We start from the raw sequence: 13123 nt of genomic DNA, 5'->3' as shown, positions 1-13123 counted from the left end.
ATGCTTCGGCAATAAAAGCAGAATAGCGAATTGGCTCCTCGAGCAGGACTCGAACCTGCGACCCAATGATTAACAGTCATTTGCTCTACCAACTGAGCTATCGAGGAACATCTGCATCGCTATTGCGCTTGAGCGAGAACCCTTGCCAACCTGTTAACTTTTCAGTCATTTGCCGAGAGTTCGGGTTGGTGTTTGGCTCCTCGAGCAGGACTCGAACCTGCGACCCAATGATTAACAGTCATTTGCTCTACCAACTGAGCTATCGAGGAACTGCTCAAACACGGTGCGTAGTATACTGATAGAAACGCGCGGGTCAAGTCTCGATTACAAGTGGAGTGCTAGCCGCTGGTTCGGTGTGTCCGTATAATGCAGCCATTCAGCGGCAGGCGACTGCCCAACGATTTTTTCATTCATCCCTCGTCTCTTCAGAAAGACGACCCATAGACGACAGGTACCGATGGCGAAGAAGCTCTTCATCAAAACGCACGGCTGCCAAATGAACGAGTACGACTCCTCTCGGATGGCAGACCTACTCGGCGAATCCCATCAGCTGGAACTCACCGACAACGAGAAGGAAGCGGACGTCATTCTGCTGAACACCTGCTCGATTCGTGAAAAGGCACAGGACAAGGTCTACCATCAACTGGGCCGTTGGAAGAAGCTCAAGGACGCCAACCCGGAACTGGTCATTGGCGTAGGTGGCTGCGTGGCCAGCCAGGAAGGCGAAGCGCTGCGCAAACGCGCACCTTACGTGGACATGATCTTCGGGCCGCAAACCCTGCATCGCGTTCCCCAGATGCTCGACGCCCGCAAGAACAACCAGATTGCGGCAGTGGATGTCACCTTCCCTGAGATCGAGAAGTTCGACCACCTGCCCCAGCCCAAGTCGGATGGCGCCACAGCGTTCGTGTCGGTGATGGAAGGCTGCTCCAAGTACTGCACCTTCTGCGTGGTGCCCTACACCCGCGGTGAAGAGGTCTCGCGCCCCTTCGAAGCCGTGATGGATGAGGTGATCCACCTGGCCGACCAGGGCGTACGGGAAATCAACCTGCTGGGCCAAAACGTCAACGCCTACCGCGGCGACAATGAGGATGGCGACGAGATCGACCTGGCCGAACTGATCGCCTGCATTGCCGCCGTGGACGGTATCGACCGTATCCGCTTCACCACCTCGCACCCGGTGGAGTTCACCGATAGCCTGGTCGATGCCTTTGCCGATATCCCGGAGCTGGTGAGCCACCTGCATCTGCCGGTACAGTCTGGTTCCGACCGCATCCTGAGCGCCATGAAGCGCGGCCATACAGCGGAAGAGTACATCGAGAAGATGGAGCGCATCCGCGCCAACCGCCCGGACATCAGCTTCTCCTCCGACTTCATCATCGGCTTCCCCGGCGAGACCGAAGAGGATTTCGAAGCCACCATGGACTTGATCCATCGCATTGGCTTCGATCACTCTTTCAGCTTCGTCTACTCGGCGCGCCCGGGTACTCCCGCTTCGAGCCTGCCCGACGACACCCCGGAAAACGTCAAGAAGCAGCGCTTGGCCATTCTGCAGGAACGCATCCTGCAGCAGGCGGCGCAAATCAGCCGCCGTATGGTGGGCTCTACCCAGCGCATTCTGGTGACCGGGTTCTCGCCCAAGGACCCCGGCCAACTCTCCGGGCGCACCGAGAACAACCGGGTCGTCAATTTCCGTGCTGCCAACCCCACCGAGCTGATTGGCTACTTCGTCGATGTCGAGATCACCGAAGCGCTACCCAACTCGCTGCGTGGTGAACTGGCCTCCGCCGAGCGTTATTGAGCCTTCTCTTATCCTGGGTAATTGCCCCGACCCCGTCGGGGCATTAAGCTGAAACGCACACACACCAACGAAAGGGTTTCCTACTCTTGAGCCAGCCATCACCTCAGGCCAATCGCATCATTACCCTAAGCCTTGAACCCAATGACCCGCAGCGCCTTGCCAGCCTCTGCGGCCAGCAGGACGAGCACCTAAAGCTGATCGAGAGCCGCCTGGACGTGACGTTGCGCAACCGTGGCAACGTTTTTCAGCTGGCCGGTGCAGCCAACCGCATCAAGGCGGCTGCCAATGTCCTTGAGCACCTGTACCGCGAAACGGCGGCCGCCGAGCTATCGGCAGATACCGTCCACCTGTTCTTGCAGGAGTCCGGGCTAGAGGCTCTGGAGGAAGAGGAGGACGGTGAAGGCGGCAGCGACGAGGTGATCATGCGCACCCCCCGTGCCATGATCAAACCCCGCGGCCTGAACCAGCAGCGCTACGTGCAGAGCATCCGCGAACACGACATCAACTTCGGCATCGGGCCTGCGGGTACTGGCAAGACCTACCTGGCAGTGGCCGCGGCGGTCGAAGCGCTCAACCAGCAGGAAGTGCGCCGCATCCTGCTGGTGCGCCCGGCCGTGGAAGCAGGCGAGAAGCTGGGCTTCTTGCCCGGCGACCTGGCACAGAAGATCGACCCTTACCTGCGCCCGCTGTACGACGCGCTCTATGAGATGATCGGCTTCGAGCAGGTGGCCAAGCTGATCGAGCGTCAGGTGATCGAAATCGCGCCGCTGGCGTACATGCGTGGCCGTACGCTGAACAACTCCTACATCATTCTCGATGAGAGCCAGAACACCACGCCGGAGCAGATGAAAATGTTCCTGACACGGATCGGCTTTGGCTCGACGGCGGTGATCACCGGCGACATCACCCAGGTGGACCTGCCGCGCGGCCAGCGTTCGGGGCTTTCCCAGGTGCTGGACGTGCTCAAGGAGACCCCCGGCATCGGCGTGACCCACTTTGCCGCCAAGGACGTGGTGCGTCACCCGCTGGTGCAGCGCATCATCGAAGCCTATGACGAGTTCGAGTCGCAGCAGGAAGTGGCCGAACGCGCCCGCCGCGAGGCGCGTCAGCAAGAGCGCGAAGCGCGCATGCTGGCCCTCGAACGTCAGGGTCATCGCACTGGAGACGGCGACTCATGAACGAGCCGATGATCGATCGGCAAGCGGCCATCGACGAACCGCTGCTGCCCTCTCTCGACCAGCTCACCCAATGGGTGAGCTGCGTGTTTGCTCGCCATCCAGACGACGACCGCCAGGAGCTGACCATCCGGTTCGTGGATGAAGCCGAGAGCCAAGCGCTGAACCGCGACTACCGAGGCAAGGACAAGCCCACCAACGTGCTGTCGTTCCCTTTCGAGAACCCGCCTGGCATCACGCTGCCTCTGCTGGGCGATCTAGTCATCTGCCACGCGGTGGTGGCCCGGGAAGCCCATGAGCAGCACAAGCTGCTGGAGCACCATTACGCACACATGGTGGTTCATGGCACCCTGCACCTGATGGGCTATGACCATATCGAAGAGCAGGAAGCCGAAGAGATGGAGCAGCTCGAGCGGGAGCTGCTGGCGACCCTGAAGATCGATGACCCTTATCAGGCGTGAGCGGTTTTGTTGCAGAAAGCTGCCGCTAGCGGTGGTGTCTGCCGCCACTCAGTGATACAACGATGAGCGGTCATCATCCCCCTTTATCGAACTACCTTGCCCGTAACTGAGAGAACTGACGCAATGAGCGAAGACCGATCGAGCAATCCCAATCAAAAATCATGGCTCGAGAAACTCTTTGGCGCCCTTTCCGGAGACAGCGACGAACCCAGCTCACGAGATGAGCTAATGACGTTTCTACGCCACACGGCCGGCAAGCTGAAACTGGATCAGGACGCTATCATGATCATTGAAGGCGCCCTCGAGATCAGCGCCCAGCAGGTTCGCGAAATCCTCATCCCGCGCTCTCAGGTCACCGCCATCGCCCTGGATCAGACCAGTGACGACTACCTCCCGCTGATTCAGGAGACCGGCCACTCCCGCTACCCGGTGGTGGGTGAAAACCTCGACGACGTCAAAGGTATCCTGCTGGTCAAGGACCTGCTGCCGCTGCTCTCCCAGACCCAGGCACAGCGCGACGCCTTCAAGCTGGAAGACGTGCTGCGTCCGGCCATGTTCATTCCCGAATCCAAGCGCCTCAACAGCCTGCTCAAGGAGTTCCGCGACACCCATAACCACATGGCCATCGTCGTGGACGAGTATGGCGGCACCGCGGGCATCATCACCATCGAAGATATCCTCGAACAGATCGTCGGGGATATCGAGGACGAGCACGATACCGACGAAGAGGACGATATCCGCACGCTGGAAAACGGCCACTTCGCCATCCGTGCCTTGACGCCCATCGAAGACTTCAATGAACGCTTTGGCACGGCCTTTTCCGATGATGAGTTCGACACCGTGGGGGGGCTGGTCATGCAGCAATTCGGCCACCTGCCCGGCCGTGGCGAGCACACTACGCTAGGCGGTTGGCGCTTTATCATTCTGAATGCCGATAACCGGCGCATCCGCCTGCTCGAGGCCTATCGTGAACGCGATGCCGACGACGAGACCGACACCGACTAGCCACCACTGGCGCTGCGTTACCGTTGCACCCTGCTGACAGGATATTGCTATGAGGTTGACTCCCACGTTACCACTTCAACTGCTGGCCGCCCTGGTGGCCGGTGGTTTTACCACGCTCACCGCCTCCCCTTTCGAACTCTGGTGGCTGGGGCCGGTGGCCATTGGTTTGCTCTTCCTGGGCCTGCATCAGCTAAGCCCGGGCCAGGCCGCGCTGAAAGGCTGGCTGTACGGGGTGGCGCTGTTTGCCAGCGGCACCTCCTGGGTATACGTCTCGATCCATGATTACGGCTATACCGGCATGCCTCTGGCAGTGCTGCTCACCGCGCTGTTCGTGACCGTCCTGGCGCTGTTCTTCGCGGGCACGTTCTGGCTCTATCGACGTTTCATAGGCCCCCGTTGGGCAGTGGTAACCTTCGCCGGTGCCTGGGTTCTGGGTGAGGTACTGCGCACCTATCTGTTTACCGGGTTTCCGTGGCTGCTGGTGGGGTCGAGCTACGTCGACTCGCCGCTGGCCAGCTGGGCACCCGTCGGCGGCGTCTATTGGCTCTCGTTGCTGGTTGTTCTGAGCGGCACCCTGGGCGTGGCCTTCCTGCGCCGCCAGTGGTGGGCAGCGCTGCCGCTGGCGGCCATCTGGCTCACGCCTCTGGCACTGCCCCAGCACTGGACCACGCCGGTGGACGAACCCACTCGCGTGGCCCTGCTGCAGGGCAACCTCCCGCAGCTACTGAAATGGACACCGGAAGGCCAGCGCAGCGCTGCCAACATCTACAGCGACCTGACCCGACAGGTGGCAGACGATGCCGACCTGATCCTGTGGCCAGAGACCGCGCTGCCCATGATCGACAGTCAGGCGCGCCCGGTACTGGAGCGCGTGCAGAGCAACCTGCCGCCTGAAACGGCGCTGCTCACCGGCATCGTGCAACTGGACGAGGCCAATCGCTACTTCAACAGTGTGATTGGCATCGGCAACGTGGAAGGCAGCTACCAGAAAGAGCACCTGGTACCGTTCGGTGAGTACTTGCCGCTGGAAAGCGTGCTGCGCGGGGCGATCAACTTCTTCGACCTGCCCATGTCCAGCTTTAGCAAGGGGGCCTCCGAACAGGTGCCCATGCAGGCCGCCGGGGTCACCATCGGCAACGCGATCTGCTACGAAATCATCTACCCGCAACTGGTGGCAAACCGCGCCATGGATAGCGATGTCATCGTCACGGTCTCCAACGACACCTGGTTCGGCGCCTCCATCGGCCCGCACCAACACCTGCAAATGGCGCGCCTGCGTGCGTTGGAAAATGGCCGCTACGTGGTGCGTGCCACCAGCAACGGCATTACCGCCATCATCGACCCCCGCGGCAGGCTCGTCGATCGTGCACCGCAGTTCGAAACCACCTACCTGACCGGCGAGTTCCACGCCATGCAGGGGCTCACGCCCTTCACCCGCATGGGTAGCTGGCCCACCTGGCTGCTGGCAGGCCTGCTGTTGCTGCCCGGGGTTGTACGTCGCCGCGCAGGATAACGCACCTTACTAGCCCTGCCTGCTGCTTGGCCCCCGCATTGACGCCGTTGACCAGCGAGCGGGGGCCTTGCTTTTAGCGGGCCGAGGGAATTTCCCCCAGCACTTCTGGAATGGTCATTTTCACATAGCGGCCTGGGGCGGGCTCGATCACCTTCAACTCCCCCTCTCCGGGCTGACGGGCCGGCACCATTTTCTTCGGGTCGGCATCCGCGTAGCCGTTTTCCGTCACCCAGGCCTGCCAGTGCGGCCACCAGGAGCCTTCGTTGAAGGTCGCCCCTTGCTGCCATGCATCGTGGGAGTCCGGCAGCTCGTCGTTCGTCCAGTAGCCGTACTTGTTCTTGTGCGGCGGGTTGACGATCCCGGCGATATGCCCGGAGCCCCCTAACACGAAGGTCACTGGCCCCTTGGGCAGCAGCGCACCGTAGTAAGTACTGTTCCACTTGGCAATGTGGTCTTCCTTGGTCGAGACGAAATAGCTGGGCGCCGAGATCTTGCGCAGGTCGATCTTGACGTCGTCCAGCTCGATGCCACCGGGCTCTACCAGGCGATTTTCCAGATACATGTGGCGCAGGTACCAGGCGTGGGTACCAGCGGTCAGGTTGGTGCCATCGGTGTTCCAGTAGAGCAGGTCGAACGCCGCAGGTACGTCACCTTTCAGGTAGTTGTTGATGTAGAACGACCAGAACAGGTCGTTTTCCCGCAGCAGGTTGAAGGTGTAGGCCATGGAGCGACCGTCCAGGTAGCCCTTGAGCTGCATGCTCTGCTCCAGCCCTTGAATGACGCGCTCGTTGAGAAAGACGCCAATGTCGCCCGGATCGCGGAAGTCCTGTAGCGTCGCCATATAGGTCACCGACTTGACCTTGCGGCCACGACGCGTGCTGGTCAGGTAGGCCACCGTGGACGCCGTGAGCGTCCCACCCACGCAGTAGCTGACCAGGTTGACCGACTTTTCGCCGCAGGCCTGCTCGATGGCCTCCATGGCACTGATCGGCCCCAGCTGCATGTAGTCGGCCCAGGTGATGTCACGTTGAGCAGGGCCAGGGTTGCGCCAGGAGATCAGAAACACCGTGTGCCCCTGCTCTACCAGCCACTTGACCAGCGAGTTGTCATCGCGCAGGTCGAGAATGTAATACTTGTTGATCCATGGCGGCACGATCAACAGCGGCGTCTTGAAGGTTTTCTCGGTGGTCGGGGCGTACTGAATCAGCTGAATCAGCTCGTTTTCGTATACCACAGAGCCCGGCGTCACGGCGATGTTGTCGCCGACCCCGAAGGCGCTACGGTCGGTCATGCGTACGTTGATCCCTTCGGCCGAGTTGGCCAGGTCTTCGCGCAGGCGGGTCAGGCCGTCCACCAGGTTCTGCCCCTTGGTCTCCAGCGTACGCCGCATGACTTCCGGGTTGGTGGATACGAAGTTGGTGGGCGACATGGCGCTGACCACCTGACGCGCATAGAACGTCAGGTTGCGCTTGTGGGTGGGGTCCAGCCCGTTCAGGCCGTCGATCAGCTCCTCGACCATCTGCGAAAACAGCAGGTACTGCTGCATGATCGCCATGTAGTAGGGGTCCTGGCGCCAGGCCTCGTCGCTGAAGCGGCGGTCATGCTTGGGGGGCGTGATCAGCGGCGTGACCTGCTCGCCCGCCATGGCGCGAAGGCCCTGCTGCCACAGCAGCCACTGGTCCTGGATCAGCCGCGATTGGGTTTGCCACAGCAGGTTGGGGTTGCTCATCAGCGACTGGGCTGCCGCCTCGAAGCTTTCACGCATGTCACGGTAGACCGAGTCTGCGGCTTCACTGGGCACGATGCGCTGTAGCAGGTCTTCGAGCAGCCCCTTGTACTGCTCGGCGACGTCGTCCAATTGAGCTTTCCAGGCCTCCATTTCCGACTGGGTTAGCGGTTGAGACGGTATTTTCCACCCTGACTGCATACGAGTTCCCCCTCGCGTGCCGAGCATTGTTCGCTCTGACAGCTCATCCAAAAGAACGCGGCGCCTCATCGGCGCCGCGAACAGTATGTGATATCAGCTCTTGCGTGACGACTGGCTGGTGGCCTTGGCCGAGGACTCGCCCTTCGCGGTAGCCGTGGCCTGTTCGCTCATTTTTTGCCCGGCTTCGCTGAACAGCTTCTCCATTTCTGTCTTGAACTGCAGGGTCATCTCGCCCATGGCGCGGGCATCTTCCTGCATCTGCTGGGAAAGCTCGTTCATCATTTCCGCTTGCCGGGTGCCGAAATCACGCAGGCTTTCGGCATCGTTGATTTCGGTGGCGCTGCGAATACGCTCGGTCCCCATCTGGCTGTAGCGCTTCATGGCTTCCAGCTGGTACTGGGTCATCTTTTCCATGTTGTTGAGCATCAGCGAGTTCATCTTGCGCATCGGCTCGAACATCTGGCGGGTCTGGGCGCTGAACGCCTCCATCATCTTGTCTTGCATTGTGGTAGCTCCTGTCTCTCATTCCCTAGCATGAGCCTGGAGTGGCTCATTCACATCGCAATTATTGTGCATCGCACAAAGAGTAATCGCTGGCTTGCCACTTGACAACTCTGCTTTGGCGGCAGCCCTACCCTTTAGCGCGGGTTCGTGACGAGGCGGCTTTCGCCTTGGTGCCTCGACTGCTGGCCGTGCTGGGTGCCTCTTGCTCCTCGCGGGACTGGCTGCTGCTGGTGGCACTGGAACCCGCCTGCCGCAGCATGTCCAGCATCATCTGCTGGTAGGTACCGAAGTTGGCCAGCCCCTGCGATAGCCCTTGTTGCATCATCGGCTGCTGCAGGAACGGGCGCATCAGGCTCATGGGGTCGTAACCCTCCACCCCAGACTCCATCTGGCGCTGGATGTTGTCCAGCAGGCTTTGCTGAAACGCCTCGACATCCGGTAGCCCCAGCGAACGCCGAAACTCGTCCGGCGTCAGGTCAAACTCAACGTTGATCTTCATAGGCGACTCCTTGACCGTCATGCTTGAGTGTAGCAGCGAACCCCGAAGCGTACCGTGGCGTTATCGCTGGCCGATGGCCGGTGTATCAACGCTGACATCGGCATTCTGCCCACGGTGGCGCAGCCAGTGGTCCAGCAGGGTCATGGCCATCATGGCTTCGGCAATCGGTGTGGCACGAATGCCCACACAGGGGTCATGACGCCCCTTGGTAATCACCTCCACCGGCTCGCCGTGCACGTCGATCGAGCGGCCCGGCGTGGTGATGCTGGAGGTCGGTTTCAGCGCCAGCCGTGCCACGATGGGCTGGCCACTGGAAATACCGCCCAGCACGCCCCCGGCATGGTTGGAGAGGAACCCGTCAGGGGTCAGCTCATCGCGGTGCTCGCTGCCCCGCTGCGCCACGCAGCCAAAACCGGCACCAATCTCGATGCCTTTTACCGCATTGATGCTCATCAGACCATGCGCCAGATCAGCATCCAGACGATCGAATACCGGCTCGCCCAGGCCTACCGGCACGCCTTCCGCCACCACGGTGATCTCTGCCCCCACCGAGTCCTGGTCACGGCGCAGCTGATCCATGTAGCTTTCCAGCTCAGGCACTTTGTCCGGATCGGGGCAGAAGAAGGCATTCTGCTCGACGCTGTCCCAGTCTTTGAAGTCGATCTTGATCGGCCCCAGCTGGCTCATGTAGCCACGAATCTGAATGCCCTGTGCCGCCAGTACTTTCTTGGCAATGGCTCCGGCCGCCACGCGCATGGCGGTTTCCCGAGCGCTGGAGCGCCCACCGCCCCGGTAGTCACGATGCCCATACTTGTGATGGTAGGTGTAGTCGGCATGGGCGGGCCGGAACTGATCCTTGATCTTCGAGTAGTCCTTGGAGCGCTGGTCGGTATTCTCGATCAGCAGGCCAATGGAGGTCCCCGTGGTCTTGCCTTCGAACACGCCAGAGAGAATGCGGACCTGATCCGGCTCCTTGCGCTGGGTAGTATGCCGGGAGCTGCCGGGGCGGCGGCGATCCAGGTCACCCTGCAGATCGGCTTCGCTAATCTCGATACCGGGCGGGCAGCCATCGACGATGGCCCCCAGCGCAGGGCCGTGGCTTTCGCCAAAGGTGGTGACGGTAAACAGTTTGCCAAAGGTGTTGCCAGACATGGGCGTTATTTCCTCACGCAAAAGACGCCGCATGGGCGTCGAGTTCAGCGGCGCTCAGGGCAAACACGCCCTGGCCGCCACGCTCGAAGTCAAGCCACATAAAGGGCACGTCGGGGAAAGCGGCCTCTACATGACGGTCGGAGTTGCCCACCTCGACGATCAGCCAGCCGTCGTCGCTCAAATGGCGGCGCGCGTCACGCAGAATACGCCGGACGATATCCAGCCCATCGCTGCCAGCGCCCAGCGCAAGGTCCGGCTCGTGGCGGAACTCGGCGGGCATGGTCGCCAGGTCGCGGGCGTCCACGTAGGGCGGGTTCGAGACGATCAGGTCAAATGTCTGCCCCTGAAGGCCGCTGAACACGTCCGACTCCCAAGCGCGCACCCGGTCACCGACATCGTGACGGGTGATGTTCTGACGCGCCACGGCCAGGGCGTCCTGGCTGATATCCGCCAGCGCGACGTCACAGGTGGGCAGCACCAGCGCCGTGGCGATGCCGATACAGCCGGAGCCGGTACACAGGTCCAGCACCCGAGCGGGGGGCTCTTCGGGGAACCAGGCGGCAAAGCCATCTTCGATCAGCTCGGCAATGGGCGAGCGCGGAATCAGCACGCGCTCGTCTACCGAGAAGGGGTAGCCCGCGAAAAAGGCCTCACCCAGCAGGTAGGGCAACGGACGACGAGTGGTGATGCGCTCGCGGGCGAGTTTGATGATGCGCGAACGCTCCATGGGGAGCAGCCGCGCATCGAGCACGGCGGGGTCGACGTTCCAGGGCAAGTGCAGCGCGCCCAAGCTCAGGGCGACCGCTTCGTCCCAGGGGGACTGCGTGCCGTGGCCATAATGCAGGCCCGCCAGGTAGAACTCGCTGGAGACCCAGCGCAGGTAATCGCGCAGCGTTATCAGCTCGTGTGCCAGCGTCGAATCGGGCAGTGAAAGCGTAGAAGTGGACAGCTCTTCAGGGGAGTGCGTGGTCACAGGGGCTCCTGGCAACATGACATCATGGGAGGATTGTACCTTTGACGCCGCTCGGTTCACAGCCACGAGGTTCACAGCGACGCCTGGCTCGCTATACTGTGCATCTTTATCACCGTGTACTTTCACCGATGCCGAGCCGACCATGACGCGACACCTGCCCAACGACGACGATATCAGTGCCTTTCGCCAGGCACTGCAGGAAGCAGGCGTACGCCGTATTGCCACCAACCAGGCGGACCCCGGCAAACCCAAACGGCAGCCCGACAATCGCGAGGCCCGCCGCCGCGCCGCCGTGGAAAGCAACACGCTGCAGGCCAGCGGCCGCACCTCCGACGGGCGTGTCGAAGCCGTGCGCCCCTCCGAGTATCTGGAGTTCAGCGTGCCGGACCTGCCCTGGCGCACCTTCAGCCAGCTCAAACGGGGGCAAACCGCCTGGCAAGCAGGACTCGACCTGCATGGCTACACGCTGGAAGAGGCCCGCCTGGAGCTGGAGAGTTTTCTGGGCGATGCCGCAGCACAGGGGCTGCGCTGCGTGCTGGTGGTACACGGCAAGGCGTGGGGCAGCAGCGCGGACTTCCCTGTCCTGAAGAGCCACACCAACGCCTGGTTGCGAGAGTGGCCTGGCGTGCTGGCATTTTGCTCCGCCACCGACGTGGATGGCGGCACAGGGGCGGTCTATATTCTGCTGCGCAAACGCGGCCAGTAGCTCACTCGGTAGCGTCCGAGGCAATACTGGGCATGCGCCGCTCCAGCGCCTGATCTGCCAGATGGCGCCCCAGGCGAATCAACTCGTTGGCGCGGTGGAACTCATAGGTACTGCAAACGGTTTTGGGCACTTCGATCAGCACATCCGGCGGATACCCGGCCACCTTGTACTTGGCCAGCGCCGCCTGGGTGATATCGAACGACTCCAGAATCATGTCCAGCTTGCCCCACTCCCGCTTGCCGCGCAGGTCGACGGTTTCATCGTCATCGCTCTCTTCTTCACCGCCGCCCAGGCCGCCCCACAGTCGGCGCGTGGTGGCGCGCACTTCGCTCATCCAACCGCCAATGTTGGCCTCTCGCTCGCGCTCCGAGGGGGTCTGCGGCGGGGCAGGCTCGTCACGGGGCAGCAGCTCTTCCAGGGTCACCGGCTGCGGGCTATGGGCCGTCACGTTCACCGCCACCACAAAATCCGCTTCATGGGCGGCCAGAATGGGCATCATCGGCAGCGGGTTGAGCAGCCCGCCATCCACCAGCACCTGCTCGCCCAGGTTCACCGGAGTAATCACGCCAGGCACCGCAATGGAGGCGCGTATGGCGCGTAGCAGCGGGCCATTTTGAAACCACACTTCGCGCTGGCGTACCAGATCGGTGGCCACCGTGGTCACGGGGATCGGCAGATCCTCGATCAGTACGTCACCCACCAGCTCTTCCAGCTTGCTCATGACCTTGTTGGCCCGCATGGCCCCCATGGGGCTCCAGGTCACATCGACCAGCTTCAGCACGTCCAGATAGTCGAGATGGCACACCCAATCCCGGTACTGGGGCAGCTTGCCCGATGCATAGATACCGCCAATCAGCGCGCCCATGGAGCAGCCCGCTATCGAGATGATCTCGAAGCCCCGCGCTTCCAGCGCCTCGATCACGCCGATATGCGCGTAGCCTCTGGCCCCGCCGCTGCCCAGCACCAGGGCCACCTTGTTTCCCTCACCCAGCGCTCTCCCTGCCAACAGACTCACCACGGCACGCCCTCCTTTTTATGTTTCACCGTTTTATTCTTCACCGCTCTACTCTTCACCACTGGGGCTACGGCAAATCACCTCGGCGACCTGGGCCACGGCCTGCGGCTCCAGGTGCAGATGGTGGCCCCCCGCCAGCACATGACGAGTAAGGCGGGGTACCGCCTGCCGAGCGGCCACCGCCCACTGGCGCTCACCGAGAATACCGCGCTCTCCTTCTATCAATAGCACGGGGACTTGAATCTCTGCCAGTGTGGCCAGCACCTGCTGTGGCGTCAGGCGGACCAGGGAAGGCTTCAGCAGGCGGCTGTCGGTGCGCATGGCGACCTTGCCATCCGCCGTGGCCTGGGTGTTACGCTCGACCAGCGGCCTGGCCGTGATGGCATCCAGCG

Annotated in this window: 13 protein-coding genes and 2 tRNA genes; 6 read left to right on the top strand and 9 right to left on the bottom strand. The window is 61.9% G+C overall.

Annotated features, from left to right (window positions below; translation table 11 throughout):
- Nucleotides 1–31: 31 nt before the first annotated feature.
- Nucleotides 32–107 (bottom strand) — tRNA-Asn (locus tag B7L71_RS09600).
- Between the two features lie 86 nt (nt 108–193).
- Nucleotides 194–269, bottom strand: a tRNA-Asn gene (locus B7L71_RS09595).
- A 188-nt stretch (nt 270–457) separates the two neighbouring features.
- On the opposite strand from B7L71_RS09595, the gene miaB reads away from it, so the two are divergent.
- The 5 genes from miaB to lnt all read left to right on the top strand — a co-directional run bounded on the left by miaB (nt 458) and on the right by lnt (nt 5955).
- Entirely contained in the window at nt 458–1801 is a 1344-nt protein-coding gene (gene miaB, locus B7L71_RS09590) for a tRNA (N6-isopentenyl adenosine(37)-C2)-methylthiotransferase MiaB (protein ID WP_081137554.1), read from the top strand.
- Nucleotides 1802–1887: 86 nt separating this feature from the next.
- Nucleotides 1888–2979 (top strand): PhoH family protein, encoded by a 1092-nt coding sequence (locus B7L71_RS09585; protein WP_081137552.1) that lies wholly within the window; start codon nt 1888–1890, stop codon nt 2977–2979.
- Entirely contained in the window at nt 2976–3437 is a 462-nt protein-coding gene (ybeY, locus tag B7L71_RS09580; protein ID WP_016914441.1) for an rRNA maturation RNase YbeY, read from the top strand. Before B7L71_RS09585 ends, ybeY begins: the two co-directional genes overlap by 4 nt.
- 123 nt (nt 3438–3560) lie before the next feature.
- Nucleotides 3561–4442 (top strand): HlyC/CorC family transporter, encoded by an 882-nt coding sequence (locus tag B7L71_RS09575; protein ID WP_026001772.1) that lies wholly within the window; start codon nt 3561–3563, stop codon nt 4440–4442.
- Nucleotides 4443–4491: 49 nt separating this feature from the next.
- A complete protein-coding gene (lnt, locus tag B7L71_RS09570; RefSeq protein ID WP_081137550.1) occupies nt 4492–5955 on the top strand; it encodes an apolipoprotein N-acyltransferase in 1464 nt (487 codons plus the stop codon).
- Nucleotides 5956–6028: 73 nt separating this feature from the next.
- Here the strand turns inward: lnt and phaC are convergent, their stop codons facing one another.
- From phaC to prmB, 5 genes are all read right to left on the bottom strand, one after another.
- Nucleotides 6029–7882 carry a class I poly(R)-hydroxyalkanoic acid synthase gene (gene phaC, locus B7L71_RS09565; RefSeq protein WP_081137548.1) on the bottom strand — a complete coding sequence of 618 codons (1854 nt, stop codon included), beginning with the start codon at nt 7880–7882 and terminating at the stop codon, nt 6029–6031.
- A gap of 93 nt (nt 7883–7975) precedes the next feature.
- Nucleotides 7976–8386 carry a phasin family protein gene (locus tag B7L71_RS09560; RefSeq protein ID WP_081137536.1) on the bottom strand — a complete coding sequence of 137 codons (411 nt, stop codon included), beginning with the start codon at nt 8384–8386 and terminating at the stop codon, nt 7976–7978.
- Nucleotides 8387–8513: 127 nt separating this feature from the next.
- A complete protein-coding gene (locus B7L71_RS09555) occupies nt 8514–8885 on the bottom strand; it encodes a DUF6489 family protein (RefSeq protein WP_081137535.1) in 372 nt (123 codons plus the stop codon).
- 60 nt (nt 8886–8945) lie between these two features.
- Nucleotides 8946–10037, bottom strand: a complete 1092-nt coding sequence (gene aroC / locus B7L71_RS09550) for a chorismate synthase (protein ID WP_081137533.1) — start codon at nt 10035–10037, stop codon at nt 8946–8948.
- Between the two features lie 13 nt (nt 10038–10050).
- Nucleotides 10051–11028, bottom strand: a complete 978-nt coding sequence (gene prmB, locus B7L71_RS09545; protein ID WP_170919475.1) for a 50S ribosomal protein L3 N(5)-glutamine methyltransferase — start codon at nt 11026–11028, stop codon at nt 10051–10053.
- A gap of 124 nt (nt 11029–11152) precedes the next feature.
- Here prmB and B7L71_RS09540 point away from each other — a divergent pair, with 124 nt between their 5' ends.
- On the top strand, nt 11153–11716 hold the full coding sequence (locus B7L71_RS09540) for a Smr/MutS family protein (protein ID WP_081137530.1): 564 nt from the start codon (nt 11153–11155) through the stop codon (nt 11714–11716).
- Between the two features lies 1 nt (nt 11717).
- Here B7L71_RS09540 and B7L71_RS09535 read toward each other — a convergent pair whose 3' ends face one another.
- Both B7L71_RS09535 and B7L71_RS09530 read right to left on the bottom strand, forming a co-directional pair.
- Nucleotides 11718–12734 (bottom strand): patatin-like phospholipase family protein, encoded by a 1017-nt coding sequence (locus tag B7L71_RS09535; protein WP_170919474.1) that lies wholly within the window; start codon nt 12732–12734, stop codon nt 11718–11720.
- A gap of 45 nt (nt 12735–12779) precedes the next feature.
- The coding region (locus B7L71_RS09530; RefSeq protein ID WP_139790104.1) for an alpha/beta fold hydrolase at nt 12780–13123 on the bottom strand (344 nt) is incomplete at its 5' end.

The organism is Halomonas sp. BC2, from assembly GCF_002078115.1.
GTDB classification, from domain to species: domain Bacteria; phylum Pseudomonadota; class Gammaproteobacteria; order Pseudomonadales; family Halomonadaceae; genus Vreelandella; species Vreelandella stevensii.
The sequence above is the reverse complement of the archived record's forward strand: the minus strand, read 5'-3'. Positions and strand labels throughout refer to the sequence as shown.

Coding starts and splice junctions, on each gene's coding strand:
- miaB (WP_081137554.1), top strand. CDS start 458: ATGGCGAAGAAGCTCTTCATCAAAACGCACGGCTGCCAAATGAACGAG.
- ybeY (WP_016914441.1), top strand. CDS start 2,976: ATGAACGAGCCGATGATCGATCGGCAAGCGGCCATCGACGAACCGCTG.
- B7L71_RS09575 (WP_026001772.1), top strand. CDS start 3,561: ATGAGCGAAGACCGATCGAGCAATCCCAATCAAAAATCATGGCTCGAG.
- lnt (WP_081137550.1), top strand. CDS start 4,492: ATGAGGTTGACTCCCACGTTACCACTTCAACTGCTGGCCGCCCTGGTG.
- phaC (WP_081137548.1), bottom strand. CDS start 7,882: ATGCAGTCAGGGTGGAAAATACCGTCTCAACCGCTAACCCAGTCGGAA.
- B7L71_RS09560 (WP_081137536.1), bottom strand. CDS start 8,386: ATGCAAGACAAGATGATGGAGGCGTTCAGCGCCCAGACCCGCCAGATG.
- B7L71_RS09555 (WP_081137535.1), bottom strand. CDS start 8,885: ATGAAGATCAACGTTGAGTTTGACCTGACGCCGGACGAGTTTCGGCGT.
- aroC (WP_081137533.1), bottom strand. CDS start 10,037: ATGTCTGGCAACACCTTTGGCAAACTGTTTACCGTCACCACCTTTGGC.
- prmB (WP_170919475.1), bottom strand. CDS start 11,028: ATGTTGCCAGGAGCCCCTGTGACCACGCACTCCCCTGAAGAGCTGTCC.
- B7L71_RS09540 (WP_081137530.1), top strand. CDS start 11,153: ATGACGCGACACCTGCCCAACGACGACGATATCAGTGCCTTTCGCCAG.